We start from the raw sequence: 26296 nt of genomic DNA, 5'->3' as shown, positions 1-26296 counted from the left end.
GACAACTTACCCTTACTTCGCTACACCGTCAAACAGACTTGGCGTGACTCCTGTAACACGGTATTTGATGGTTTCTTTTTTCTCTTCCTGTTTGCCGGGGTTCATGGCGGAGATCGGTCTATAGAAGCCGGTGACCCTCGTCATGACCAGGGTTTCCCTGCCGCACTCGGGGCAGTTGAAATGCTCGCCTTTGATATACTTGTGGTCTTCGCAGATGCTGAAGGTCGGAGTCAGCGTGAAATACGGCAGCTGGAAGTTCTCAAATACCCTGCGTACGACGGCCTTGGCAACGGCAAGATCATCGAGACTTTCAGCCAGATAGCCATGAAGCACAGTCCCGCCGGTGTAGAGCGTCTGCAGGTCATCCTGAAGCTCAACGGCGCGGAACAGGTCGCTGGTATAACCGACAGGTAGGTGGGTGGAGTTCGTGTAATAGGGTTCATTGTCACCGGCCGTAATCATATCGGGATAATGCTTTTTGTTGATTTTGGCCAGACGGTAGCTCGTACCTTCCGCGGGTGTTGCCTCGAGGTTATAGAGGTCTCCGTCTTGCTCCTGGAATTCCTGGATGCGGTCTCTCATATAGTTCAACGTTTCCTTGGCAAAATTTTGTCCGAAAACAGTGGTGATGTCATCGGCGTCCGAAGTAAAATTACGGATCGCTTCATTCATGCCGACTAGACCGATCGTCGAAAAGTGGTTCGTCCAGTACTTGCCGAATCGTTTTTTAATATCTCTCAGATAAAATTTAGTATAGGGATACAAGCCGTTGTCCGTCAGGATCTCCAGCGTTTTGCGTTTGGTCTGCAGCGAGGACCGGGCGATGTTCATGTGGTTATCAATCAGCGTGATGAACTGATCCCAGTTGCCTTTAGCCAGATAGCCGTACAACGGCAGGTTCAGGGTCACAACTCCAATGCTTCCTGTGAGCGGATTGGCTCCGAACAGGCCACCGCCGCGTTTTCTGAGTTCCCTGTTGTCCAGACGCAGACGGCAGCACATGCTTCTGGCGTCCTCGGGATTCATATCGGAGTTGATAAAGTTCGCAAAATACGGGATTCCATATTTATCGGTCATTTTAAAGATCGCTCTCGATACTTCACTGTTCCAGTCAAAGCCCTTTGTGATGTTGTATGTCGGGATCGGGAAGCTAAAAATATTGCCGTCAGCGTCCCCTTCGAGCATGACCTCGCAGAACGCCATATTGATGATATCCATCTCAGCTTGATATTCCCGGTACGGCGTATCCAGGAATTTGCCGTCAACGACAGCAGGCTCATCTTTAATGGCCGATTCGGCCGCCCGCACATCGAGCGTAATATTAAAAAATGGAGACTGGAAACCCACCCTGGTCGGGACATTGACATTAAAAATAAATTCCTGAATCCCCTGTTTGACTTGTTTATAATCGAGGTTATCCACTCTGACGAACGGAGCAAGATAGGTATCAAAGCTGGAGAGCGCTTGAGCACCGGCAGCTTCTCCCTGTAAGGTATAAACGAAGTTAACGATCTGTCCGAGTGCGGAACGGAAATGTTTGGCCGGTTTGGAGGTTGTTTTGCCTTCCGCGCCCCTAAAACCTACCAGAAGCAGATCTTTGAGATCCCAGCCGACGCAATATGGAGCAAGGTCTCCCATGTCATGATTGTGCAAAGCACCGGAATCGTGCGCTTTGCCGACTTCAGACGGAAGCAGAGACTGCCAGAAAGCATTGGTCGCTTTGCTGGTTACAAACCGGTTAAGCCCCTGAACCGAAAATCCCATATTGGAATTCTCTTTGATTTCCCAGGTTCCCAGCCCCAGGTAATCAGAGAATAATTTATTGTTATCGTTTTTGGCGCTTTCCTGATTTCGAATGATTTCATGCTGGAAGCGGTACCGGATATATGCTCTGGCGACATTGGTATTTCCTGTCTGCATCAGGACATCTTCGACTTTGTCCTGAATCTGCTCGATTTGGAAGCCTTCATTCTTACTGTAAGCAGCTTCCAATTCCGAGAATACCCTGTCGGTAACAATCTTCGCCCAGTTGGTGACATTGGGGGTCTCGGTAGCAATAAAAGCCTTTTCTACCGCCTTGCAAATCTTTTCCTGATTAAAAATTTCTCTTCTTCCATCCCTTTTCACAACGTACATGGCTTAGTCCTCCTGCTCCCATATATATTTATTTGCATGGATATCCTGTCTTTATCGCAAGGATCTCAGTTGGGGGGACTGTTTTATTTACGGCGCTTTACCAGCCCGTTCAACTCTTCCATAAACTTTTGAATATCCTTGAACTGCCTGTAAACAGAAGCAAAGCGAATATATGCAATTTCATCTGCTGCAAACAGTTTTTTCATGACGGCTTCGCCGATCAATTCGCTCGGCACTTCGCGGTCGTTGATATCACGCATTTCTCTTTCGATATCGGTGACCATTGTTTCCAGCTGTTCGGTAGACACGGGGCGTTTTTCACAGGCCTTGTTCAAGCCTGACAGCAGTTTATGACGGGAAAAGGGCTCTCTTCTGCCATCCTTTTTCACGACAATCAGCTGAAAATCCTCGTAGCGCTCATACGTCGTAAAACGCTTTGTGCAGACATCGCATTCCCGTCTGCGTCGGATAGCAGTGCCTTCCTCAATCTGTCTGGAATCCAGCACCTTCGTGTCGTCACTCTGACAAAAAGGACAGCGCAATACCCTCATCCTTCCTATATCTTGTATATTCCTTATTTTATCAACACTACATATAGTAAGCAATAGCCTTTTATTGGCGTTTTTATGCATCTAAGGCCTTCTATATGGATTATTTTACGTTTTACTTGCGATTTTAGTTCTTGGAGATTTCATGCAAAACATTACTTAAGTCCCATATCATTGTAAAATAAATAAATCAAGACAAACACACTTCCGTCAAAAAAACATATCCTTTTATTGTAAATATATTCCAATATAACCATAAGGAGGAATCCCCATGAGTATTGGTCAACCCTCCTATCTTCTGCAAAAAGTTGCACCGATTGTACTGAGGGAACTTCAGCCATACATCGCCGGTAAAGTTGGTCCCCTCGTTGCTGAAAAAATTGGCATGCCCATTGCCAGGAAAGTCGGACTTCCACTTGCTAAAAGAATAGGTATTCCTATGGCCCGTAAAACCGGTACCTTTTTGTTGAACCGGGTCGGCTATCCGCTTATTAATAAAGTCATTTTCAAAGGAAATCCCCCTTCATTCCTCTTGCCCGGAAATCCCCAGGCAAACAGTGGCACAGGAATAAAGACAATGGTGACAGAAGCAGGATCAGGACTTGGGCCAAGTTCAGGATCAGAAAATGGTACCGGTACTGGAATAAGCACCGGTTCAGGTACAGTTATTAATACAAGTAAAGGTATAAAAAGGACAAAAAGAACAGAAACAGGAGTAGGATCTGAAGCAGGTGTACGCGGGAGAAAACAAACCAAAGCAGAAAAAAAGATTGAAAAGCAAAACAGAAAGCGCCAAAAAACACGGAGAGGCTTGTTTAGCTTTGGTAAAAATCTTCAGTCCTTCCCGACTGGAATCCGTCCGCTGAACCAGATTGTACCCGGGCCGGCCGTTCCTTCTCCTATTCCGGAAGCACCGAGTACCTTCGTCCAGCCTCTTGTTCAAAATCCAGCTGTCCAAAATTCTTATGAACTATTTGATCAAAATCAGAATTATGCTTCAAGTCTCTTTAGCAGAAGAAGGCAAAACCATGGTTTTTGAAAAATTTAAACACGAATAACAGCTATGAAAAGTTAAAGAAATCTTAGGAAAAAGAGGCCAGTAAGGCTCTATAAAAACTAGTTGACAACACACAAGACGCATGAAATCCCGCCTCAGTCTCGAGACGGGATTTCATGCATCGATTAGCATCTACTACAGAGATCAACGGTTAATATTAAATATTTTAGCTTCGGGATGAGAAAAAACAACAGCGGTAACAGACGCTTCGGGGTCCATCATGAAATTCTCTGTCAGTGCTATTCCAATCTCCTCCGGTTTCAGCAGTCTGAACAGCTTGGCCTGTTCTTCCAGTGCTGGGTAGATCGGGTAGCCCGGAGAAACCCGGATGCCGTTATCAATCCCCCAGATTTTACGCATCTTTTCATGCATGATGTCAGCAAATCCTTCAACCAGCTCCAGGGCCAGAACCTGAAGAAGAAACGACTTCAGGTATTCGCCCTTGTCCCGGTAATTCTCGGCCTTTTCTCTAATTCCCAGGCCCGTAGTCAGCGCAAACATACCAAGATAATCATACGTCTGCTCCTGACCGTCAAGCTTATTCCAGGGACGGACATAATCAGCGAGACAAAGGCCATTGTCTTTTTGCTGACGCGGAAAACTGAGTTCTTCAAGAACAATATTTGAAGCTTTCAGATTCGAATCCGGATTCGAATCTGATTCTGAATCCATAATAGCGACCGTATTTCCGTTCGCACAGGCCGGATAAAACGCAAATACCCCATTGACCGTAATCAGCTTGTGTTCTTGGATCTCTTCCAGGAAATCCTGAACAAATTTCTGGATTTTGGCTGATTTATCCTGGGAAACATCTTCGGAATCCAGCAGGAGGCTTTCCGCTGCCTTGATTTCTTCCTGGGAAGGATGGCGCAGTTTGTTTTTGACCCCGAGATAACGCCTCAGGATAAAAGGCAGATCCAAGTTCGGGATAATCTCCGCCAGCGGATAATCCAGAAGGACCTCCCGTGCTGTATGCTGCGGGCGGCAGACAGGTCCGTCAAAGCTGACCGGCGAAAATCTATTTTCGCTGTGGTTGTCAGAAATACTGCCGGAGGTACTGTCTGGGATGTTGCCGGAAATCGTACCAACATTACCGGCCTGATCATTATTTTTAGCTGCGTTATAGCTTCCGGAATCATTGGCCGGCTTGCTTTTCAAGCCATTCAGAAGATTCAGTCCAGCCATGGCGTCGCGCGCATACAGGACAGGTCCGCCGTATTGCGGGGCAATCTTTTCTTCGGTATATTTGCGCGACAGAGCCGCGCCTCCGAGAATCAGCGGGATATTGATTCCGGCTGCCTGCAGGTCCTGGGCAGTCAACAGCATCTGCTGAACCGATTTGACCAGAAGTCCGGATAGACCGATCGCATCAGGGGCCTCTTTCCTAGCCGCTTCAATCAGCTGTTCAGAACTGACTTTGACGCCAAGGTTAATCACCTTATAACCGTTATTGGACAGGATGATCTCCACAAGATTCTTACCGATATCATGGACATCGCCCTTGACCGTTGCGAGCAGGATCTTCCCTTTGACCGCCTCCTCAGCTTTTTCCATATAGGCCTCTAGGATGGTCACCGCTGCCTTCATGACTTCGGCACTCTGCAGAACTTCAGCCACGATCAGCTGGTTCCTGTTAAAGAGGCTGCCGACTTCCTCCATACCTTTCATCAGCGGACCGTTAATAATTTCGAGCGGCCGATATTTCGTCAGGGCCTCGTACAGATCATTCTCCAGGCCCTCTTTGGAGCCTTCCACAATAGCTCCTGCCAGCCGTTCCTCAACGGAAAGCCCGGACGTCTGTTTTTGTTCCGTGACCTTTTTCTCTCTGTAAAAATCGGTAAAAGCTTTTAAGGTCTGGTCATTCGTATTTAAGAGCAGATCTTGGGCCAGTTTTTTCTCTGCCTGAGGAATCGTCGCATAACGTTCCAGTTTTTCGGAATTGACAATCGCGTAGTCCAGTCCGGCTACGGTATTCAAATAGACGAAAACGGCATTCAGCACTTCCCGGCCTGCTGCAGGCAGACCGAAGGAGACATTGCTGATCCCAAGAATCGTCTTGCATTCCGGATATTTGGCTTTGATCAGTCGCAGGCCTTCAATGGTCTCAACTGCAGAACCGAGATACTTGACATCCCCGGTCCCTACCGGGAATGTCAGCGGATCAAAGATAATATCGGCAGCTGAAAGACCGTATTCATGCACCAGCAGATCGTAAGAGCGTCCGGCCACTTCGAGCTTGCGTTCCCGGGTCAGGGCCATACCCTGTTCATCGATTAAGCCAACCACGACTGCAGCCCCGAATTTTCGAAGCAGCGGAACAACTTCATCAAAGCGTTCCCGGCCGTTTTCAAGGTTGATCGAATTAATGATTGCTTTGCCCTGAATTAACCGGAGCCCTGCTTCCAAAACCGCGGGATCGGTCGTATCCAGCATCAGCGGCGCTTTGACTTTATTGACAACATGGGGCAGAAAGCTAACCATATCCTCAAGTTCGTCCCGGTCGGGATTGGCCACACAGACATCCACAATCTGAGCGCCCTTCTTGACCTGATTTCGGGCAATCTCGGAACCTTCTTCATAATATTCACCGGCAATAAGCTCCTTGAATTTGCGAGAACCGATCACATTGGCCCGCTCGCCGACCAGCAGCGGCCGGTTTTCTTCTTCGGGCCAGACTGCTTCGAGTCCTGCGACGCTGCTTCGTTCAGCAGCCCGCATTTGTCTCGGAGCGTACTTGGCCAAGGCTGCTGCCAAGGCTTCGATATGGCGATCCGTCGTCCCGCAGCATCCACCGGCAATGTTCAGCCAGCCTTTGGCTGCGTAAGCGGCCATCTTTCCGGCAAACTCTTCCGGAGTTTCCTGGTAGCCGCCTTCTTCATCAGGAAGCCCCGCGTTCGGGTAACAGCTCACGGCGCAAGAGGCAAGCCCCTCCAGGGTTCTGAGGTGATCGTTCATCAGTTCCGCTCCGGTGCCGCAGTTCATGCCGACGGCAACCGGCTTCAGGTGCTGTATCGAAATATATAAAGCTTCAATATTCTGTCCTGCGAGCATCGTACCCGAGGGTTCAATCGTCACGGAAACGACCAGCGGCACCTCCCGCCCAAGTTCAGCAAAGGCGCGTTGGATCCCGAGTCCTGCCGCCTTGATATTCAGCGTATCCTGACAGGTTTCGACGATTAGCAGATCGACGCCTCCCTTAATAAGGCCAAGGGTTTGACGGCAATAAGCCTCTTCCAGGTCAGTAAAAGTAATACCGCCTCCAAAGGCCAGCATCTTGGTCGTCGGGCCCATGGATCCAGCCACAAACCGCGGTTTTTCCGCTGTAGACCATTTGTCGGCCGCTTCGCGGGCCAGCCGTGCCGCAGCCTCGTTGATTTCCATATCCCTGTCCCCGAGATGATATTCCCCAAGGACAATATTTGTGCCTCCGAAGGTATTGGTTTCAATGATATCCGCACCGGCTTTCAGATAGGCCTCATGAATATCACGCACGATATAAGGACGGGTGAGCGTCAGGATTTCGTTGCAGCCTTCTTGTTCAGGCCCTCCAAAATCTTCGGCAGACAGATCCTTCTGCTGAAGCATGGTTCCCATCGCTCCGTCCAGAATCAGAATTTTTTTCGCAAGTAATTCATTAAAAATCTGTTGTTTCATGGTCTCACCACTTCTTTGCAAACTTTTCCTCCAAGCTTCCCTTGGGTTTATCATATTATTTTACCATGATTATACGATTCGTCCAATCTATACATTTCGTATTTCCTGCGTATTTCCTGCGTAATCATTTTTGTATATTTTAAGCAGCATATCCGGATATTCCGAGCTGCAGAAAATTCTTGTTAAAATTGCTCAAACCGTTAAAATAGTTATATATGGCGATATACAGACGAATGCGACTGTATTCAGTTTCCTTTCAGAATAATCGTGTATTTTAAAGATACAGGAGGAATAAACGAATGGCCAATAAATTCAGAATACTTATCGTGGATGACGACGCTTCAATCCGCCAGATGCTCAGCCTGGGGCTGAAGCAGGAGGGTTACGATATCGGAACAGCGGACAACGGGAAAAAGGCGCTGGAGATAATCCCGGTCTTTGAACCTCATGTCATCATCCTTGACATTATGATGCCGGTCATGGACGGATATGAACTATGTGAATCCATCCCGGAAATATCCGGTGCTTCCATAATTATGCTGACTGCCAAGGATACATCCAAAGACATTGTCAAAGGACTGCGCCTCGGAGCCCACGACTATCTGGTTAAGCCTTTTCACTTTGACGAGCTGCTGGCCCGGATCGAGGTTCAGCTGCGTAACCGTTTCCCGGATCTATCCGGCAAAAGAACCATTGGCCGGTTTACGATCGATGAACTGAAAAAGTCAATCCTGCTCGATAATCAGCCTCTGCAGCTTTCTCCGACCGAATATAAACTGCTGTCCTATCTTTTATGGAACAGCAACCAAACGTTGAGTAAAGAACAAATCCTGATTCACATCTGGGGTTACGATTTTGAAGGAGAGGACAATATCGTCGAGGTATATATCCGCTATCTTCGAGAGAAACTCGGGGATCTGGATCACACGATCATTAAAACCGTCAGGGGCCTCGGTTACCATCTGCAGACAGAACAGCAGTAACTGGCAGTCTACACGAGATATCAAATATCAAGCATTTTACACAGGAATATCATGACGCATTGCATGTTTAACATTTCAATCGTTGTGTTTTAAGTATGATCACATTAGGGAGATCATCATGAAAGTTCATCCTCTGGAAAAACTGAATATTTGGCGGCAATCCCTGGTAGGGCAGCTCCTGCTGCGTTTCTGGGTGTGCCATATCATTTTTTTTACGTTAATTGGGGCTATTCAGTATACTTCCCTGAAAAATTCCCTGTATCAGAGCGTGGAGCAGAACCTGCTTTCAGACTATTACGCCATACGGAACAGTATGGGGAGCTGGCTTTCGAGCAGTGAGCTTCCTCCGGGAAGATTCTCCGAACTCCGCCCGGGAAATTTTGTGGCGTTTTATACCAGCGACTATCAACTTAAATCGATTGTTTACAGCTACGGCAAGACGAACAGTACGGTCCCGAATCTCAGCCGCAACCAACTGCAGTTTGATCTTGCTGAGAAGGCGAGATCCGGCGGATGTTTTATTTTTCAGGATACCGACGAACAGCAGTATATGCTGATGGTGGCCCCGGTCGTAACGAACCAGCTTTCGGTAAACAGTCTCCCCCTGGAACAAAACAACGATATTCAGCCTTATGCGGGCTATGCTTTGATCGGTCAGCCGCTGGCTGAACAGGACCTGATCTTGAGCCGAAATCTCAGAGGATATACTTTTAACGCGATCATCATTATTCTACTCAGTACATTTTTTACAGCGCTGGTTTTGCAGAAACCACTGGAACCGCTTCTGAACATTTCCTCTACGGCCCGCAAGATTGCCGCCGGCCGCTATGACCTGCGCCTTCCGTATATGAATAAAACCGCTTCGGAAATCCAGCAGCTTCGGGAAGCTTTAAACCATATGCTTGGACAGATGGAGAATGCTCTAAATACGGAAAGATCGGCTAAAAACCGGATGGCTCGGTTTATTGCCGATGCTTCTCATGAACTCAGGACTCCGCTGACCTCGATCAGAGGCTTCCTGGAAATACTCCAGCGGACAGGTATGGCAGACAAAGAGACTTTGGATGCCGCCCATCAGACCATGCTGATCGAGACGGAAAGACTGATCAGGCTTACCGAGGGTCTGTTGACCTTAAATCGGATCGCCCAGGAAGAAATAAACAGCGATCATTCCGAAGAGCTCAATTCCGGACTGCACGATGTGCTTCCCGAGCTTATGCCGCTTTTGGCCCCCCTGCTTAAAGACCGTACTTTCAGATTCAACGGCCAGGATTTCCGGACAATTGATGATTTTGTCTCAGAAGTCCTGGATACGTCACAAGTACTTCCATTAAAACCCGATGAACTGAAACAGATACTGTACAATCTTGTTAATAACGCTATTCAACATACACTTTCCGGTGGAACGATTGATATCCTCGCTAAATCGGAAAATTCCCGTTTTATTCTATCCGTCAGGGATAACGGTGAAGGAATCCCGGTTGAAGACGTTCCTCATATTTTTGAAAGGTTTTTCCAGGGAGACCGTTCCCGTTCCCATGGAAAAGGCCAAGGATCGGGACTCGGCCTGGCAATCGTATCCGAACTGGTGTACCTTCGCGGAGGAGAAATACGGGTCGAAAGCACTCCCGGAGAAGGAACCACCTTTACAATATCTTTCCCACTGATTCATGTGAAAAACGATAACCTAGATGAAACAAAATAATTGATTGATCATTCTACGACAGGATTAATGCCAGGATAAAGCCGAGCATGATGCCGACATTGGCATATTCACTGTGGGAATGGTGGCTTTTCGGAATCAGTTCGTCACTGCTGATATAGATCATTGCTCCGGCCGCAAACGCCAGAAAGAAAGCGATGATGAGCGGAGAGATCAGGCCAAGAATCATTCCCAGCCCGGTACCGAGCAGCGTTGACATACCGGTCATGGTCGTAATCAGGACGACCCTCGATTTCGGGACGTTGGCGAGACACAGCGGCATCGCCACACAAAGACCTTCAGCAATATTATGCAGACCGATTGTCAAGGCTGTCATGACGCCCATGTGATACGATACTTCGCTGGTCGCACCGATCGCGATCCCTTCGGGAAGATTATGCAGTGTGATTCCGAGCGCGATAAAATACCCCATCTTGGCATAGTTACTCAAATCCGCTTCAACCTTGTGAATGTGCGGCATTGAAATATCCACCAGAAACAGGAACAGAGCTCCGGCTGCAAAGCCGGCAATACAAATGATACTGTTGCTCATGTCTAGGCTGGTCGGAATCAGACTTAAGGCAGATATCCCGATCATGATTCCTGACGCAAATCCGAGCGATATTGAAAGTATCTTGTTCGTGATATTTTTTATCGAGATAGAGATGACAGCGCCAAGCCCGGTAACCAGACCCGCTATCAGCCCGTAGAGTAGAATCGTAATAATAATCACTCCGGTATTATTTCTTCACAACCGCTCTTTCCAGGATGTTATAGAGTCTGTTAACCATACTCCTGGGATCGATGATCAGCCCGGCGGCAATCTGCGAGTTTTCCAGAATCTGTTCCGCCGCTGCCGCAGCAAATGCGTCGCCCGACTTGCGCAGTTCATTGATTCCCTGAATGACCGGATGCCGGCTGTTAATCTCCAAGATTCCTGCTGGGATATCTTCCATATCCTTGTTCATGATCTGCATCATTTTCTGCATACTATGCGTTCCGTATGAGCTGAGCACAACCGCAGGACTGTCCACGAGACGTTTGGAAGCACGCACCTCGGTTACCCTGTCCCCGAGTGTTTCTTTGAACCAATCCAATAAGGCCTTCACTTCATCCTCTGGAATTTCACTTTCGGCATTACCGGGCTGCTCAGCATCTAAATCCGGCAGATCCTGACTGTCCTGTTCGGCCGCAACAATCTTCTTCTCTTTGAATTCAGGAAGCCCGCCTAAGATGTAGTCATCAATCGGTTCATACGTATAAAGCACTTCGATGCCCTTGTCCTTAAATATCTCAAGATACGGCCCGGATTCAATGACTTTACGGTTAGAGCCGCTGACATAATAGATCGCTTTTTGTTCCTCTTTCATTCTTCCAACGTAGCCTTCCAGTGAAATCAGCTCACCTTCAGCCGTCATGTTGGATTCAAAGCGCAGAAGCCTGACCAGCGCATCCTTGTGGGCATAGTCCGAAGCTGCTCCTTCTTTGATGAACCTGCTGAATTTTTCCCAAAATTGATTGTATTTGGCCGGATCATCTTTGGCTTGCTCTTCGAGATATTTTAAGAATCTGCCGGTGACTACCTTGTTCAGTTTGGCGACAAGCGCATTGTCCTGAAGGGTCTCCCTGGAAATGTTCAGGGGAAGGTCATCACTGTCAATGACGCCGCGTACAAACCGCATCCACTCCGGCACGATGGCTTCAGATTTTTCCTGAATCAGGACTTTTTTGCAGAATAGGTTAACGCCTCTCTCCATTTTGCTGAAGCCGAACCGCTCATAATTTTCTCCGGGCACAAACAGCAGTGCTTTGATGGAAAGTGGCGCATCGGAGGAAAAGTGCATTCTGTAAGATGGCTCGTCAAAAGCATTGTCGATATATTTATAGAATTCCGTATATTCCTGCTCACTGATTTCGGATGCGTTTTTCGTCCATATTGCTTCGACGGTATTGACTTTTTCACCGTTGACTTTCACGGGATAAGGGACAAAACTCGAATACTGTTTGATAATCCTGTTGATTTCGTCAGCTTTGCTGAAATCATAGGCATTTTCTTTTAACTGAAGAACGATCCTAGTCCCGTAATTGCTTTGATCACCCGGTTCTATTAAATAGCTTCCTGCTCCGTTTGAAGACCAGATCCAGCTTTCGGAGTCCGGTCTGAAAGAGCGGGTATAGAGCGTTACTTTCTCCGCAACCATAAACGCTGAATAAAATCCGACGCCGAACTGTCCAATCAGGCTTAAATCGGTATTGTTTCCGGATCCGGCCTTTCTGACCTCGGTCAGCTGTCTGATAAATTCCTTGGATCCTGAATGGGCGATCGTACCCAGATTCTCAATCAGTTCTTCTTTGGTCATTCCGATCCCATTATCGGTAATGGTAAGCGTGTGTTTTTCTTCATCCGTTTCGATGGAAATTTCCAACGGCTGTTCGGATTCGCTTATCTCATTTTCGGTGAGCCTGCAGTAGCGCAGTTTCTCCGTAGCGTCAGCTGCATTGGATATTAATTCTCTTAAGAAGATCTCTCGCTCCGTATAGAGAGAATTAATAACAATATCCAGCAGCTGGGTGATTTCTGTCTGAAACTCCCTCGTTTCAACATTGTTATTCATCATTACCAACCCTCCCAATCATTTCATATGGCTGTGCTTTGGTCGAATCAAAAATCGACCATCATATTATACCATGGAATGGAAAAAAATCTAACATTCAAACACTTGTTCCTTCAAATACTTGTTCCTCTGACTTTCTTAGTGCTGAAACCAAAAAAATATTCCAGTATTCAGGATGGTGTTCTAATTTTTGGAATGAAATGATACGTATATAGAGGACTTTTTACGAGTCATCACGAAAAATAATATAACGAAATATAGTTTAACAAAATATCATTTTTGAAGAGTTACCCGCTAATAGAGTTTGACATCATTCTTATCGAATGATTAAATCTTTAAATTCCATTATCTGAATACAAAAGAAGGTATAGGAGGAGAATATCATGGGATTGACGCGACGGTATCTTGCGCTTTTGCTCGTTTTGCTGCTTCTTTGCGTTGGGGCTTTATCTGGCTGCGGCGGAAAAGAAGAACCCGCTGCCCAAAATGAAGCAACCTCGGCTCCGACAGAGACAGAAACACAGACTTTACCTGATGATAACGAAATTGTATCCGGTCTGATCGGGAAAGGACAGCTGGTCAAAGAAATGGCCTATGATTATGTGATTGTTGGCGGCGGAGCATCTTCGGAAAGCAAAGTCTGGTTCAAGGATCAGAAAATGAAAATGGAGGGCACCTTTAACGGCCCAAAGATGACTTTTATTTTTGATAGGTCCAAGAAGGAGTTTATTACTTATACCTCGGGTCAAAACAGCGCCATAAAAATGACGTTAAGTGAATATAACGGTCCGGATACCACCACCCCTGTTGATTATGTCAGTGGTCTTGTTGAATCTAAGTATACAATAGGCGGGACTGAAACAGTCAACGGCATGGAGTGCAAAGTCCTTACTTTCACCAACGAAGGATCAACTGTCAAGGAATGGATCAGCACCGAGTACGGCATTGTTGTGAAGGCCCAATATGAGGCAGGGGGCGAGATGACCACTATGGAATTCAAAAACCTGCAAATTGGAACAGGTGCCGTACCCGCTGGGACTTTCGACCTGCCGTCAGGAATGGAAGTGGTCGACATTAACGGCATGATGAATCTCGACAGCAATAAATAACAGATAAATAAAATAGTAGATGAATGGCTTTTTCATATTTCCGACTGTAGGGTGAACCCCTAGAACAAGCGTAACTTAAAATCTATAAGATACTGTTAATCGTTTTATACTGTTGACAGTATTTTTTTAATGGTTTTTTTAACTTAGGTGTTGCGTCATATACCCTTACCGGTTCGTGGATTCCAAAAGCACCCTCCCCTTTGCCGTGAGCGTCCACAAGATTGCTCCCGCTTCTCCGTTTCCTTTGCTGCAGCAGCCCCCGCACCCCTTACATTGTTCATTGACGCAGGCTGCATTATCCGCAGTTAGGTATCCAAGTCTTTGCAGGTCATTCAGCATTTGTTTGATCATCTCTGGATCGAGATCTAATTTTTTTGCCAGCGAAGAAAAGGAGTTCGCTTGTTTACCGGCAATTTCTGTTAACAAATTGATCAGCATCGCAATACCTCCTGCCTATTCTTCGTTTAGATGAACAACGAACCGAGCTGAAAGATCAGTACCGCTGCGATCCAGCCAATAATCAGTGAGTAGAGAACAGAAAACAGTGTCCATTTAATAGAATTGGTCTCCTTTTTAATTATTCCGATGGTCGCTGCACAGGGTGAATAAAGTAGGGTCATTACCATAAAGGCATAGGCGGAGAGCGGCGTAAAATGCTGTGCTAAGACTGCTCCAAGCATTCCTTCGCCTGTCCCGTAAACCAGCCCGAACGTCGCAATGATTGCTTCCTTGGCACCAATCCCGACAAGAAGTGCTACAGAGGCCTGCCAGCTGCCAAAACCAGCCGGGGATAATATAGGTGCGATGACTGTGCCTAATTTTCCAAGGAGACTTTCGGCGCTTCCAGGTTCAACGCCGACCGGGAAAACGGATAGCATCCAGATCAGGATGACGATCCCGAGGATCACAGTCCCTGCTTTCCTGACAAACGACTCCGTTTTTTCCCACATGTGCCGTATCAGGCTCTTCAGCGTTGGCAGACGATAAGGCGGGAGTTCCATAACAAAGTAGGATTTTTCCTGCTTGAACAATGTTTCACTCAGGATTTTCCCGGCGGCGACAGCAACCATGATCCCTAAAAGGTACAGTGAAAAAATAACCAATCCTGCCAACGGTATGATGCCGATCGTTTTGCCCCTAAAGAATGCCCCGGCAAACAGCGCATAGACCGGAAGCCTGGCACTGCAGGAAATAAACGGACTGATTAAAATACCGATCATACGGTCTTTCCGGCTGTCCAAGGTTCGGGTGGACATGATTCCGGCCACATTGCAGCCGCTGCCGACAATCATGGCAACGGCCGTTTTCCCGTGCAGCCCGACAGCATTCATCAGCCGGTCCATAACATAGGCTGCCCTGGCCATATAGCCGCTGTCTTCAAGAAAAGAAATCAAGAAATACATGGTAAACATCATCGGGACAAATACGAGTACAGAACCTACCCCGCCGATCAAAGCATCGCTGACAAAGGACTGGGCCAGGACCGGAGCGTTTACCAGCAAGCCGGAAACATACCGCCCCAGGATCCCGAAGGCACTGTCCACATAGCCCCCAAGAGCATTATTGCCGAGACCCATTGTGATTTGGTACAGCAAAAACATGATTACAAAGAACAAAGGAATCCCGATCCATTTATTTGTTACGACCCTGTCAATCATTTCTGTCAGATCTTTCTGCGGAGGCGTTTCTCTTCGGACACAATCCCTAATGATTTGGCCAATAAAGGTATAACGCTGGTCTGCCAGATAGATTCCGGGCTCAAGACCAAAACGGCTCGTTATCCTGTCCTTTTCCTTGTCAGCCAGTTTTTCCAGGGTAGGACAACCTGCTATTTGCGTTCGAGCAAACGCCTCATCCTCGAGCAGCCTGGCAGCCACCAAGTTCGCCGATTCTTTACCAGCAATACCTTCTTCGAGCAGGGCCTCAGCCAAAGCTCCAGATTCCCGGTTCATTGTTTGCCAATAGTCTGGCTGGACGGGTCGGCCTGGTTTTACTTTCATTGCCGTTGAAGTCTCCAGCAGCTCCCGAATCCCTTTGTTCTTCGTTGCCACTGTGGTGACAACCGGCACGCCAAGAACATCTCCAAGTTTCGCTGTATTGATGAAAATATTCTTTTTCACTGCTTCATCTGTCATATTTAATGCAATGATTACATTCGTATCCATCTCAATCAACTGTAACGTGAAATAAAGATTCCTCTCCAGATTTGCTGAGTCAATCACGTTCACAACAACATCGGGTTTTTCCTGCAAAATATAGTTTACCGCAACTATTTCATCCTCCGAACTGGCGGAAAGACTATACGCCCCGGGTAAGTCAATTACGCTGATCTCATCCCCGTTGAACCTGACCGTACCTTCTTTTTTCTCAACGGTTACTCCCGGCCAATTGCCAACATGCTGCCTCGAGCCTGTCAACGCATTAAAAATGCTTGTTTTCCCGCAGTTTGGGTTTCCAACAAGAGCTATCGTAAAATTCTTTTCCATCTGTTAATCCTTCCCCTGAAACACTTGCGATTAAGCATTCCATACAATGTTTGTTTCAATATTTATTACTGTCTATGCTGTTTTAACAAGGTATAATTTGCGGTGTTTATCATCGCAAATTATACATGATAGTGATTATGATTATCATCTGATGACCAAAAATAGGGAGGAAGATTCATATTATCTGTTCCAAATCTCTTCAACCTGAATTTTCCTGGCATCGCTTTTACGGATAGCAAGATGATATCCCCTCAGATTAATCTTCATAGGGTCCCCCAGCGGAGCTTGGCCGTCAACTTTAAATTCTGTCCCTTTGACCAGGCCCATATCTGTCAGTTTTTTTCTTAATACGGCATCCATGTGTATATTGACAATTCTGGCATTCGAGTTTACGGGTATCTTGTCCATTGTTAGAAAGGTAGCGTCCATTGCAATCTCCTTATAGATTTTTTAAATTTATTATTTTGTTCAAATGTCATAACGATATGACGATTTTGATAATGATTATCGAATTCACATCATAAATATAACGTTTATTGCTCAAAATGTCAATTCGTATCTTCCTTTCAAGTATTGAGCTTTTTATTGAAATATGCCGGAATGAAATGATATACTTAAATAACTCTTTTTTCAGGGAGTATTTAACTTTGCAGGAGGCTGATCTTCCTTTGAATTATTCCGTCTATCTGGTGATCGGTTTAGGCGGTGCACTTGGAGCTATTGCCCGTTATGTACTTTCCACCTGGATTTATCAAAAATATTTTTATACTTTTCCCTGGGGAACCTTCGTCGTCAATATGCTGGGGTGTTTTGTTCTGGGCATTGTCTATGTACTAGGAGTTGAAAACCTCGTAACCAGCCCGAATACCCGTTTATTTATATCTGTGGGTTTTCTGGGTGCGTTTACAACCTTTTCTACGCTGAGCCTTGAAACTCTGAATCTTATTAAGAGCGGAGAAATTATTGTAGCTGTGCTGAACGGTCTGGGAAGCATGATTGTCGGACTGATTGCAGTCTGGCTTGGAATGAGCCTGACTCAGCTATTAATAAAATAAAGGAAGGGATCCTAATGGTAAAGATATCCGGTCAGGCAAGACGCATCCGCATCTACATTGGAGAAGCCAGCAAATATAAAGGAGTATCCCTCTATCACACGATTGTCTTAAAGGCCAAAGAGCTGGGCCTGGCAGGTGCGACTGTCTTTAGGGGAATTGAAGGATTCGGCGCCAATACGAGAATCAAAACGTCCAGGATACTGGATCTTTCCAATGACCTTCCCATCGTTATTGAAGTAATAGACAGCGCTGAGTATCTGCAGGACTTTCTGCTTTTTTTGGACGAGGTCGTCAATGAAGGATTAATAACCGTCGAAGATCTGGAAGTTATGAAATATTCGCCAAAAAAATAAAGCCGTCTTAGCGGCTTTATTGATTCTGATCTAGCAGCAGGAGATACCGGGCATAACGGGATTCCGAAGGCTCTTTTCGGCCTGAAGAATAGAAAGCGACCTCACCATGACCGTCCTCAGCAAAAAGTTTTCTTTCAGTCAGGATTTTTTTCAGATAATTGACGGTTCCGGTACTTCCATCAATAATGTGCGTATCAGCAGGAAACAGTTCCTGCAGAATCCGCTTAAAATATGGAAAGTGTGTGCATCCTAAAACGACAGTACCATACTCGGTCAAATTATGAGTGCCAAGTTTGCGATTCAGGTATTTCAGGATTTCATCTTTGTCAAAATAAAAATTCTCTGCATATTCAACAAGCTCCGGAAATGCTTTGCCATCTACAAGATGGTCCTGATCCAGTCTGGTGACCAGATTTTGATACTTTTCTTCGCGAAGTGTGAGCGGGGTGGCCATGACCAGGATTCTCTTGGAACCATTATTTTCGACAGCTGGTTTTACTGCTGGTTCCATGCCAAGGATTGGAAAATCATATCTTTGGCGAAGCTCATTGATGGCAATACTCGTCGCCGTATTGCAGGCAACTACCAGAATTTTTATCCCTTCAGCAGCCATGAAATCAACAGCATCCAAAACCAGTTTCAGGACTTCTTCCTTGCTTTTGGTCCCATAAGGCACATGATCAATATCCGCGTAATAAATAAAATCCTCCCGGGGCAGCTGCTTGATCGCTTCATGCAGTACGGTGATTCCACCGACCCCGGAGTCAAAGAAGCCTATGCGCATTTTTTTCAACTCACAAACTTTGTTTTTTCTTAATAAATTATAACCTATATCTTGTTAATCTTACAAAGAATATTATCACCATTTTCGTCTTGTTTTTAAAAGATTTGTTTAAAAATTTGTTCAAAAAATATTCGAACTGTCTATAGAAAAAGCTAAAAAATATGTATAATAAAGTAGTAACTTGAGAGAAAAAGGCTTAAAAAATAATATTTGGCACAGGTGCAGGAAATGAATATAAAACCTATCAATAAAAAACTAAAATTATACGGCTTTAACAACCTGACGAAAACGTTGAGCTTTAATTTCTATGATATCTGCTATGCTTTATCGCAGGATCAACATAAGAAATACATTGAGTACATTGATGAAGAATACAATGCCGACAGGCTGGTTAAAATTCTAACTTCTGTCGCTGAGATCATTGAAGCCAATATTCTGAATATCGCCAATCAGGATTACGACCCTCAGGGCGCCAGTGTCACCATGCTGGTTGCTGAAAACCAGATTATGATCCGTGAACCGATGGAAATTCTTGAAAACGAGGCCCCGGGTCCTGATTCGCAGTCATTGGTCGGTCATCTGGATAAGAGTCATATTACGGTGCATACGTATCCGGAAAACCACCCTGATAAGGGGATTAGTACGTTCCGGGCCGATATTGACGTCTCCACCTGCGGCCAGATCTCGCCGCTAAAGGCTTTAAACTACTTGATTACGAGTTTTGAACCGGATATTGCGATTATCGATTACCGTGTCCGGGGCTTTACCCGGGATGTCAACGGTCGAAAATATTTTATTGATCATAAGATCAATTCCATTCAGAATTTTATTTCGGAAGAGACCAGAAACAGATATCAGCTGATTGATGTCAATGTCTATCAGGACAATATTTTCCACACCAAAATGCTTTTGAGAGAGTTTGATCTTGACCATTATTTGTTCGGAGCTGAAAAGGAAGAGATATCCTCCAGCAAAAGAAGAAGGGTCAAACAAAGAATCAAACATGAGATGCAGGAGATTTTCTCAGGAAGAAATGTTTTCTAGGACATACTAGTTGTCATTAAAAAAGATGCCAGTAAGGCATCTTTTTCTGCATCTCAGCTAAGTTTGGAGACTGCATCGGCATAGGCCAGGGCGCTAGCATCGATGACGTCGGTACTTACTCCCTTGCCGACATAATAATTTCCGTCGGCAAAAATTTTAACAGTTGCATTCCCCAACGCCTCTTTGCCGCGGCTCACAGATTTGATACTATAATCCTCGAGCCGGACTTCGTTACCGGTAATTCGGTCAATTGCTTTAAACACCGCATCGACAGGACCATTTCCGATCGCCGCATCGGTTATCTCCGTACCCTGTATTTCCAAAGTAACCGCAGCGGTGGCCGACTGTTTCCCTGATGTAGCTACGGATATATTCTTGACCTTGATCCTGTTTTGCTCAGGTATACCCGTTCCCATCAGAATATGCAAATCTTCATCGTAGATTTCTTGCTTCTTATCGGCCAGCAATAGAAATTCTTCGTAAAGGGTATTCATCTGGCTATCTTCCAGCTTATATCCGAGTTCCTCCAGCCTGTGTTTCAGCGCATGCCTTCCTGATCTGGCACTCAGGACAATCTGGTTCCTCGGTACGCCGATGGTCTCCGGATCAATAATCTCATAGGTCTGTTTCTCTTTCAGGATGCCATCTTGATGAATACCGGAAGCATGCATAAACGCATTTGTCCCGACTATCGCCTTATGGCTCGGTACAGGGACCCCTGTGATTGAGGAAACCAGTCTACTGGTTGCGGCAATTTCCCGGGTGTTTACAGCTAAATCGATGCCGTAGCGATCTTTCTGGGTATACATCGCCATAACAACTTCTTCCAAAGCAGTATTGCCGGCTCTTTCACCTATCCCGTTGATAGTGCCTTCCACTTGATCGGCCCCGGCCATAACCCCGGCTAGGGTGTTTGCTGTGGCCATTCCAAGATCATTATGACAATGGACACTTATTTTCACCCGGTCAATATTAGGGACATTGGTTTTGATATAGGAGACCAGTTCGCCGAATTCCCAAGGAGTCGCGTATCCTACAGTATCCGGAATATTTACGACTGTTGCTCCGGCTGCGATTACGCGCTCAAATATCTTAGCCAGAAAATCATAATTACTCCGAAAAGCGTCTTCAGCATAAAACTCGACATCGTTCAGATATTTTTTGGCATATCTGACGGCTTCTTCAGCCTTTTGGATTACCTGTTCCGGTTTTAGCCTGAGTTTTTTCTCCATATGAATCGGGGAAACAGCGATTCCGGTATGAATTCTAGGGTTCTCAGCTTCTTTGAGAGCCTCGGCACAAAGGTCAATATCTTTTTTCACACAACGGGTTAGTCCACACACTGTGATCCCCTTAACCTCCCTGCCAATGATTTTCACAGATTCGAAGTCCCCGGGAGATGAAGCCGGAAAGCCCGCCTCCAAAATGTCTACGCCGAGTGTAACCAGCTGCTTGGCAATCTCTAGTTTTTCCCGGACATTTAACGTGATTCCGAGAGATTGTTCACCATCTCTTAACGTAGTGTCAAACAAATATAATCTGCGCATAAAACATTACCTCCTTATAACGTCGCCGCCCCTTGCCATCCTTTACACTGCAACTTTTGTCCATCCGTGGGTTTGTCGGTTCTTTCCCTCCATGGAATTGCGACATTAGCTAGCCATGGACTTGTCGCTCCTTTCCCTCCATGGAATCGCGACATTAGCTAGCCATGGACTTGTCGCTCCTTTCCCTCCATGGAATCGCGACATTAGTCCATCCATGGACGTCAAAAAGCCTTCGTCTCAAATAATGAGACGAAGGCCAATTCGCGGTACCACTCATGTTAACGGCATATGCCGTTCACTCGACAGGATGCGGGAAAACAATGAAATCATCTTCCGATATCCCCTTCCTTTTAACGGCGGAAGACTCCGTCCGGTCCTACTACCTGAATGGTTTCAGCCGGCAACTCAAGGGGGAGTTCAGTCTTTCGTCTTGACCGCTTTTCACCAGCCTGCGGCTCTCTGCACAAACACTCCGGACTTATTATTCCCTGTCATCATCTCTTCATATATTCCTATTCACTATATCAGTCCAATTACTTCTTTGTCAATACCTTTGTTAATACCTTGTTAATACCTTTATTCACCGAGACTGTGCATTCTCCACTCACATTCTTTTTCTAACCGCCTAAAGTAATATCCTGCGTATTATACCACTTCAGAGCATCATAGAAATGCTCTTCCTTAAAATCAGGCCAGTAATCATCGAGTACATAGAAATCCGCATAAACACTTTGTGCAGGCAGGAAACCGCTGAGTCGGCGTCTTCCTCCCCAGCGAATCAGCAAATCAACTCTGGAAATATCATTTGATTTTAACTCTTTAATAACCTTTCTCTTATTTTTTTCGGCAGTACGAAGATTTCCCAGATCCCATTCCCAGCCGTAATTGACGAGAAAATTCACTCTAATGCCGCCTTTGCCGACCTTTGTCCGACGCGTATATGGCAGCAGCGCTTTGGGGAACATCTTAGATTCTGTATCGCCAATCACTAACAAGGACACGTCCTCGCTCGCAATCATACCAATTGCATCAATGCAGGCCTGCACAAAAGCTTTCTTCTGAGTAGCTGGTCTTTTGGTATTATCCACCGTAAAACCATAATAGGTCAGTTCTTTGACGCCGGCTCCCCTGCATAATTTCAGAAGTTTAAGTCCTGGGTCCAGACCTTCCCGGTAGCCCATCTCCTTTGGTAATCCATTGTTGTCTGCCCATCGCCGGTTGCCATCTGGGATAACCCCAATATGATTGGGAATTCTCATTCTGGATACTCCTTTACACTATGCCGATAATGTTCGATATTCTCTACAGGTTTACCATTATTGTTTCCAATTATCGTAGATTATTACAAATTATTTTCAGCTAATAAAAAGAAAACTTTGCTGACGCCACGCCTTGGTGTCAACCATAGCTGCATTTAGATATATCAGTATTTCTACTTTTTGATATACTAAAATGACTGAGTCGAAATTCTCCATCTCGGCTCAGCCTTAATATTTTCAGCCTTAATATTTTTCTGGTTTCTCAATTTCTTAAATCTTTGCTGTTATGGCCAGGTTTACCTGCTGCTAGCTCTGAGCCATCCGGCCGGATCTCTGTCTCCGGATATCGTATAGGTACCATCTTTGTAAACAAGACTGTATTTTTCCCTGGGAACCTCTGAGTTCTGCTGAATGACTTCAATCCAGTCGTCGTCTACTCCGCAGATAATTGCAACGTGACCGTAAGACCCCTCATCGAAGACCAGCAAGTCTCCTTCCCGGGGTTTTTCATTCCCTCCGTTAACGTACTGAACAAGGCCTCTCTGTTCATTCAGTTCGCCCTGCGCCAGCATCGGATTAAAGAAATATTTGGCGTTTCCAGCGCCGTCAGGCATCTCATGATGATAGATTTCATAATAGAATCGTTTGACGAATTCCACACACTGCCACTTGTAGCCGTAATAATAATCGTCTTTACTATAACTTAAGCCGTGGCTGGACATATAATTCGCGCCATTGGAATAGACTGGCACACCTTTATATTCATCGATTTTCGTACCGGCAGCAACGTCAGCTTGCCGGATTAGACGCGCAGTGTCCGCTGCTTCACTGGAATGATCCGCCGTTTGAGCTCCGTAGCTTGAGCCTGTCTGTGAATGATCGGTTGCATTGCCGGAAACTATTTTGGATACCATTACGATTGCTAAGGCAAATACGATGATTAAGATGGCGAGCAACGGTGTCTTGTTTCGTCTGCGATAGGTTCGCCTGGATTTCCTCATCGGGTCTGCTCCTTCATGATGTGTTTTATACTCGTCCCTATGAAATTATATATTTCTCCGCATATTTGCGCAAGCCTTACCGCGAACATGCCGATTGTAGAATAATGTTGAAACAGTTCCAATAAAAAATAGACAGATCCTGATTCCAGAATAAAACAAAAAATGATCGGGAAAAATAAATTAATTTGAAAAAAACTTTAAACGTATTATAATATTAAAGGTTACGTCCTCTTCATATGCAGGACGATTGGCAAGTATTACTTCTTTAAGATTTCGATATGCAAATACCAATATTCTTATTTATGTTCTTACTTGTTAAGGAGAAAGAATTAGATTACGACAGGAGAAATTGAATGTACGCTGACCATTTAAGAAATTTAGCAATTATTGCCCACGTCGATCATGGCAAGACAAGTCTTGTCGATGTCATGCTCAGACAAAGCGGAGCGTTTCGCTCCAATGAACAAGTCGAAGAAAGAGTCATGGACTCCAATGATCTGGAGAAGGAACGCGGAATTACCATTCTGGCTAAGAATACTTCCGTAAACTGGCAGGGTGTCAAGATCAATATTGTCGATACCCCTGGACATGCCGATTTTGGTGGAGAAGTCGAGCGCGTCCTGAAAATGGTCGACGGTGTGCTTCTGGTTGTTGATGCGTTTGAAGGCCCGATGCCTCAGACCAAATTTGTGCTTCGTAAGGCTTTGGAACTGGATTTGAAACCCATCGTCGTCATTAACAAAGTCGACCGGCCTGAAGCGCGTCCCTACGAAGTTGTCGATGAAGTCCTGGAGTTGTTTATGCAGCTTGGCGCGAGTGATGAACAACTTGATTTTCCAATTGTTTATACCTCAGCTCGTCAGGGAAATGCCGGTTATGAACCCGGGGAAATGACTGAAGATCTGGTCCCGTTATTCGAAACGATTCTGAAAGAAATTCCTGCTCCAGAATGCGATCCCGACAGTCCGCTGCAAATGCTGGCAACAACACTTGATTATAATGATTACCTTGGCAAAATTGCAATCGGACGTGTCTTCCGGGGCAAGCTGACTGCTAATACTCAAGTCGCTGTGATCAAGAGAGACGGATCGATCGAAAAAGTCAAAGTCGGTAAAGTATTTACCTTCCAGAACTTAGGCCGGGTTGATGTACTTGAAGCAAATGCCGGAGACATCGTAGCTATCAGCGGCATTCCCAATATCAATATCGGAGAAACCATAGCTGATCCGTTGAATCCGGAACCTCTTCCGATGATTGAAATTGACGAACCTACCCTGACCATGCTTTTCATGGTCAATACCGGTCCTTTTGCCGGAACAGAAGGAAAACATATCACGTCCCGCAAGCTCAGAGAAAGACTGTTTAAAGAGATTGAAACAAATGTTAGTCTCCGCGTGGAAGAAACTGAAAACATGGACTGTTTTCAAGTATCAGGACGTGGAGAGCTGCACCTGTCCATCCTGATCGAAAATATGCGAAGAGAAGGCTTCGAACTGATGGTCTCGAAACCGGAAGTTATTCTGAAGGAGATTGACGGTGTCAAATGCGAGCCATTTGAGCATCTGACTTGTGATATTCCTGATTCGTGCACCGGCACCGTGATTGAAATGCTTGGCACCCGTAAAGCTGAGATGCAGAACATGGTCAACATGTCCGGTGGCGTTACACGCCTGGAGTTTTTGATTCCGGCACGCGGATTGATCGGCTTCAGGGGGGACTATCTGACCGAAACCCGCGGGGAGGGAATCATGGCTCATGTCTTCCATTCCTATCAACCGTATAAGGGCGATATTCAAGGCCGCAACCGGGGAGTCCTGGTCGCTTCAGATCCGGGAGAATCCACCGCTTATGCACTGTTTCAGCTGCAGGACCGCGGCAGAATGTTTATTGATCCCGGAACCAAAGTCTATGAAGGTATGATTGTCGGCCAAAGCAACCGCGAACAGGATATTGATATTAACATTGCCCGCAAAAAGCAGTTGACCAACATGCGCTCCAGCGGAGCCGATGAAAGCCTGAGACTGGAACCGGCAAAATTGCTCGGTCTGGAAGAAGCCCTAGAATATATCAATGATGATGAATATGTAGAAATTACACCCATCAACGTTCGCCTGCGCAAAAGATTTTTAGACAAAAACACCCGCACCCGTTATGAAAAACAAAAAAATATGAGCGGAATCTAATCCTCAAATCAGAACATCTGATAACGAAAAAGCCTGATCGAGAATCCTAAATCCCTTTCCGGATGATTCTTGCATTAGGCTTTTTTGTTTTTTGATTTTTAACCTGGTCATCATTAACTAGGCACATATTATTTTACTTTACCATAATATGGAATGTAAAAGGACAAATTTTATAAAATCAGGTGATCTATAATGGTTTTTGAGCTTCTGCTGGCTTTAAGCCTCCGTTTTTTTCTATTTGACTTTGTCTTATTTAAAAAAATCAGAGATGCCCTTAAGCAGAAAGGCTACTTTTTCTGCAAGTTGTTTGGCTGTCCATTCTGTCAAGGCTTCTGGTGCGGTTTAGCTATTTTCTTATATTACCATTCGCTCCAGCTTAACTTACAGCAGCTTATTGCATTTCTGGGCTTCGGCTTTATCTCTGCTTATCTGGGTCTTGTCTCTGCCGTAATCATTGACCCGCTTATTCAAAGATATGAGCGGAATACCGGTATACCACTTCAGTAGCCTGTAATCAATATTAGAGGGATCATTATTATTGAAATAAAAGTAACAAGAATAGAAAAAAGGGGGGACAAAAGTAGCGTATCCCCCTCCATTTTTCCTGTTATTCTTTGATGAAGGTCGCACAGTCAGTCTGTTCAGCGTTAGCTGCATTCCGGGGCTGCACTTCAATTTTTTCAGCTGTGCAGTGATCCCCATTCATATAATAATAACAGGTATTGACCACACATCTGATTCCAGTGTTAGGTCCTTGCATCTTCTTGGCTTTCATTGCAA

At 45.6% G+C, this 26296-nt stretch carries 22 protein-coding genes and 1 other annotated feature; of the genes, 9 read left to right on the top strand and 13 right to left on the bottom strand.

Translation table 11 applies throughout. The annotated features are described in order from the left end of the window. Positions 1–12 precede the first annotated feature (12 nt). Complete coding sequence (locus AAH944_RS02920) at positions 13–2136, bottom strand: ribonucleoside triphosphate reductase (protein WP_415536330.1); 2124 nt, start codon at positions 2134–2136, stop codon at positions 13–15. Positions 2137–2219: 83 nt separating this feature from the next. Then, complete coding sequence (gene nrdR, locus AAH944_RS02915) at positions 2220–2678, bottom strand: transcriptional regulator NrdR (protein ID WP_025206092.1); 459 nt, start codon at positions 2676–2678, stop codon at positions 2220–2222. Positions 2679–2955: 277 nt separating this feature from the next. On the opposite strand from nrdR, the gene AAH944_RS02910 reads away from it, so the two are divergent. Then, the gene (locus tag AAH944_RS02910) at positions 2956–3723 is read left to right on the top strand and encodes a hypothetical protein (RefSeq protein WP_415536329.1); all 768 of its coding nucleotides are present in this window, start codon (positions 2956–2958) and stop codon (positions 3721–3723) included. A gap of 162 nt (positions 3724–3885) precedes the next feature. Here AAH944_RS02910 and metH read toward each other — a convergent pair whose 3' ends face one another. Further along, complete coding sequence (metH, locus tag AAH944_RS02905) at positions 3886–7416, bottom strand: methionine synthase (RefSeq protein ID WP_415536327.1); 3531 nt, start codon at positions 7414–7416, stop codon at positions 3886–3888. A 278-nt stretch (positions 7417–7694) separates the two neighbouring features. On the opposite strand from metH, the gene AAH944_RS02900 reads away from it, so the two are divergent. Continuing rightward, entirely contained in the window at positions 7695–8378 is a 684-nt protein-coding gene (locus tag AAH944_RS02900; RefSeq protein ID WP_415536325.1) for a response regulator transcription factor, read from the top strand. 118 nt (positions 8379–8496) lie between these two features. Continuing rightward, positions 8497–10083 carry a sensor histidine kinase gene (locus AAH944_RS02895; protein WP_415536323.1) on the top strand — a complete coding sequence of 529 codons (1587 nt, stop codon included), beginning with the start codon at positions 8497–8499 and terminating at the stop codon, positions 10081–10083. Positions 10084–10096: 13 nt separating this feature from the next. On the opposite strand, the gene AAH944_RS02890 is transcribed toward AAH944_RS02895, so the two are convergent. Then, on the bottom strand, positions 10097–10813 hold the full coding sequence (locus tag AAH944_RS02890; RefSeq protein ID WP_415536321.1) for a ZIP family metal transporter: 717 nt from the start codon (positions 10811–10813) through the stop codon (positions 10097–10099). Positions 10814–10820: 7 nt separating this feature from the next. Beyond that, positions 10821–12698 carry a molecular chaperone HtpG gene (gene htpG / locus AAH944_RS02885; RefSeq protein ID WP_415536319.1) on the bottom strand — a complete coding sequence of 626 codons (1878 nt, stop codon included), beginning with the start codon at positions 12696–12698 and terminating at the stop codon, positions 10821–10823. A gap of 380 nt (positions 12699–13078) precedes the next feature. Between htpG and AAH944_RS02880 the strand changes: the two genes are divergently transcribed. Further along, positions 13079–13804, top strand: a complete 726-nt coding sequence (locus AAH944_RS02880; RefSeq protein WP_415536317.1) for a LolA family protein — start codon at positions 13079–13081, stop codon at positions 13802–13804. A 165-nt stretch (positions 13805–13969) separates the two neighbouring features. On the opposite strand, the gene AAH944_RS02875 is transcribed toward AAH944_RS02880, so the two are convergent. The 3 genes from AAH944_RS02875 to AAH944_RS02865 all read right to left on the bottom strand — a co-directional run bounded on the left by AAH944_RS02875 (position 13970) and on the right by AAH944_RS02865 (position 16719). Continuing rightward, the gene (locus tag AAH944_RS02875; RefSeq protein WP_415536315.1) at positions 13970–14242 is read right to left on the bottom strand and encodes a FeoC-like transcriptional regulator; all 273 of its coding nucleotides are present in this window, start codon (positions 14240–14242) and stop codon (positions 13970–13972) included. A gap of 26 nt (positions 14243–14268) precedes the next feature. Beyond that, positions 14269–16290: a ferrous iron transport protein B gene (gene feoB / locus AAH944_RS02870; RefSeq protein WP_415536313.1), complete on the bottom strand. Its 2022-nt coding sequence runs from the start codon at positions 16288–16290 to the stop codon at positions 14269–14271. 180 nt (positions 16291–16470) lie between these two features. Further along, positions 16471–16719: a FeoA family protein gene (locus AAH944_RS02865; protein WP_415536311.1), complete on the bottom strand. Its 249-nt coding sequence runs from the start codon at positions 16717–16719 to the stop codon at positions 16471–16473. 218 nt (positions 16720–16937) lie between these two features. Between AAH944_RS02865 and crcB the strand changes: the two genes are divergently transcribed. Then, positions 16938–17345: a fluoride efflux transporter CrcB gene (crcB, locus tag AAH944_RS02860; RefSeq protein ID WP_415536309.1), complete on the top strand. Its 408-nt coding sequence runs from the start codon at positions 16938–16940 to the stop codon at positions 17343–17345. A 14-nt stretch (positions 17346–17359) separates the two neighbouring features. Next, entirely contained in the window at positions 17360–17698 is a 339-nt protein-coding gene (locus tag AAH944_RS02855; RefSeq protein WP_415536307.1) for a DUF190 domain-containing protein, read from the top strand. Positions 17699–17714: 16 nt separating this feature from the next. Here AAH944_RS02855 and murI read toward each other — a convergent pair whose 3' ends face one another. Further along, a complete protein-coding gene (gene murI, locus AAH944_RS02850) occupies positions 17715–18482 on the bottom strand; it encodes a glutamate racemase (protein WP_415536305.1) in 768 nt (255 codons plus the stop codon). A 228-nt stretch (positions 18483–18710) separates the two neighbouring features. Between murI and speD the strand changes: the two genes are divergently transcribed. Beyond that, the gene (speD, locus tag AAH944_RS02845) at positions 18711–19526 is read left to right on the top strand and encodes an adenosylmethionine decarboxylase (RefSeq protein ID WP_415536303.1); all 816 of its coding nucleotides are present in this window, start codon (positions 18711–18713) and stop codon (positions 19524–19526) included. 53 nt (positions 19527–19579) lie between these two features. On the opposite strand, the gene AAH944_RS02840 is transcribed toward speD, so the two are convergent. From AAH944_RS02840 to AAH944_RS02830, 3 genes are all read right to left on the bottom strand, one after another. Continuing rightward, positions 19580–21073 carry a 2-isopropylmalate synthase gene (locus tag AAH944_RS02840; RefSeq protein WP_415536301.1) on the bottom strand — a complete coding sequence of 498 codons (1494 nt, stop codon included), beginning with the start codon at positions 21071–21073 and terminating at the stop codon, positions 19580–19582. A gap of 242 nt (positions 21074–21315) precedes the next feature. Further along, positions 21316–21577: a binding site (T-box leader), on the bottom strand. 113 nt (positions 21578–21690) lie between these two features. Continuing rightward, entirely contained in the window at positions 21691–22332 is a 642-nt protein-coding gene (uppS, locus tag AAH944_RS02835) for a polyprenyl diphosphate synthase (protein WP_015043787.1), read from the bottom strand. Positions 22333–22628: 296 nt separating this feature from the next. Further along, positions 22629–23333, bottom strand: coding sequence for a CHAP domain-containing protein (locus AAH944_RS02830; RefSeq protein ID WP_415536299.1), 705 nt, complete (start codon positions 23331–23333; stop codon positions 22629–22631). Positions 23334–23686: 353 nt separating this feature from the next. Between AAH944_RS02830 and typA the strand changes: the two genes are divergently transcribed. After that, positions 23687–25516: a translational GTPase TypA gene (gene typA / locus AAH944_RS02825; RefSeq protein ID WP_415536297.1), complete on the top strand. Its 1830-nt coding sequence runs from the start codon at positions 23687–23689 to the stop codon at positions 25514–25516. Positions 25517–25708: 192 nt separating this feature from the next. Further along, positions 25709–26023: a hypothetical protein gene (locus AAH944_RS02820; protein ID WP_415536295.1), complete on the top strand. Its 315-nt coding sequence runs from the start codon at positions 25709–25711 to the stop codon at positions 26021–26023. A gap of 100 nt (positions 26024–26123) precedes the next feature. Here the strand turns inward: AAH944_RS02820 and AAH944_RS02815 are convergent, their stop codons facing one another. Next, complete coding sequence (locus AAH944_RS02815; RefSeq protein ID WP_415536293.1) at positions 26124–26291, bottom strand: DUF1540 domain-containing protein; 168 nt, start codon at positions 26289–26291, stop codon at positions 26124–26126. Between the last annotated feature and the right edge of the window lie 5 nt (positions 26292–26296).

Origin of the sequence: Dehalobacter sp. CP, from assembly GCF_047652685.1 — a bacterium.
Classification (GTDB): Bacteria; Bacillota; Desulfitobacteriia; order Desulfitobacteriales; family Syntrophobotulaceae; genus Dehalobacter.
The sequence above is the reverse complement of the archived record's forward strand: the minus strand, read 5'-3'. Positions and strand labels throughout refer to the sequence as shown.

Coding starts and splice junctions, on each gene's coding strand:
- uppS (WP_015043787.1), bottom strand. CDS start 22,332: ATGAGAATTCCCAATCATATTGGGGTTATCCCAGATGGCAACCGGCGA.
- AAH944_RS02920 (WP_415536330.1), bottom strand. CDS start 2,136: ATGTACGTTGTGAAAAGGGATGGAAGAAGAGAAATTTTTAATCAGGAA.
- AAH944_RS02880 (WP_415536317.1), top strand. CDS start 13,079: ATGGGATTGACGCGACGGTATCTTGCGCTTTTGCTCGTTTTGCTGCTT.
- AAH944_RS02910 (WP_415536329.1), top strand. CDS start 2,956: ATGAGTATTGGTCAACCCTCCTATCTTCTGCAAAAAGTTGCACCGATT.
- AAH944_RS02865 (WP_415536311.1), bottom strand. CDS start 16,719: ATGGACGCTACCTTTCTAACAATGGACAAGATACCCGTAAACTCGAAT.
- AAH944_RS02830 (WP_415536299.1), bottom strand. CDS start 23,333: ATGAGGAAATCCAGGCGAACCTATCGCAGACGAAACAAGACACCGTTG.
- feoB (WP_415536313.1), bottom strand. CDS start 16,290: ATGGAAAAGAATTTTACGATAGCTCTTGTTGGAAACCCAAACTGCGGG.
- AAH944_RS02900 (WP_415536325.1), top strand. CDS start 7,695: ATGGCCAATAAATTCAGAATACTTATCGTGGATGACGACGCTTCAATC.
- typA (WP_415536297.1), top strand. CDS start 23,687: ATGTACGCTGACCATTTAAGAAATTTAGCAATTATTGCCCACGTCGAT.
- AAH944_RS02840 (WP_415536301.1), bottom strand. CDS start 21,073: ATGCGCAGATTATATTTGTTTGACACTACGTTAAGAGATGGTGAACAA.
- AAH944_RS02875 (WP_415536315.1), bottom strand. CDS start 14,242: ATGCTGATCAATTTGTTAACAGAAATTGCCGGTAAACAAGCGAACTCC.
- AAH944_RS02820 (WP_415536295.1), top strand. CDS start 25,709: ATGGTTTTTGAGCTTCTGCTGGCTTTAAGCCTCCGTTTTTTTCTATTT.
- htpG (WP_415536319.1), bottom strand. CDS start 12,698: ATGATGAATAACAATGTTGAAACGAGGGAGTTTCAGACAGAAATCACC.
- AAH944_RS02815 (WP_415536293.1), bottom strand. CDS start 26,291: ATGAAAGCCAAGAAGATGCAAGGACCTAACACTGGAATCAGATGTGTG.
- AAH944_RS02895 (WP_415536323.1), top strand. CDS start 8,497: ATGAAAGTTCATCCTCTGGAAAAACTGAATATTTGGCGGCAATCCCTG.
- AAH944_RS02855 (WP_415536307.1), top strand. CDS start 17,360: ATGGTAAAGATATCCGGTCAGGCAAGACGCATCCGCATCTACATTGGA.
- speD (WP_415536303.1), top strand. CDS start 18,711: ATGAATATAAAACCTATCAATAAAAAACTAAAATTATACGGCTTTAAC.
- murI (WP_415536305.1), bottom strand. CDS start 18,482: ATGCGCATAGGCTTCTTTGACTCCGGGGTCGGTGGAATCACCGTACTG.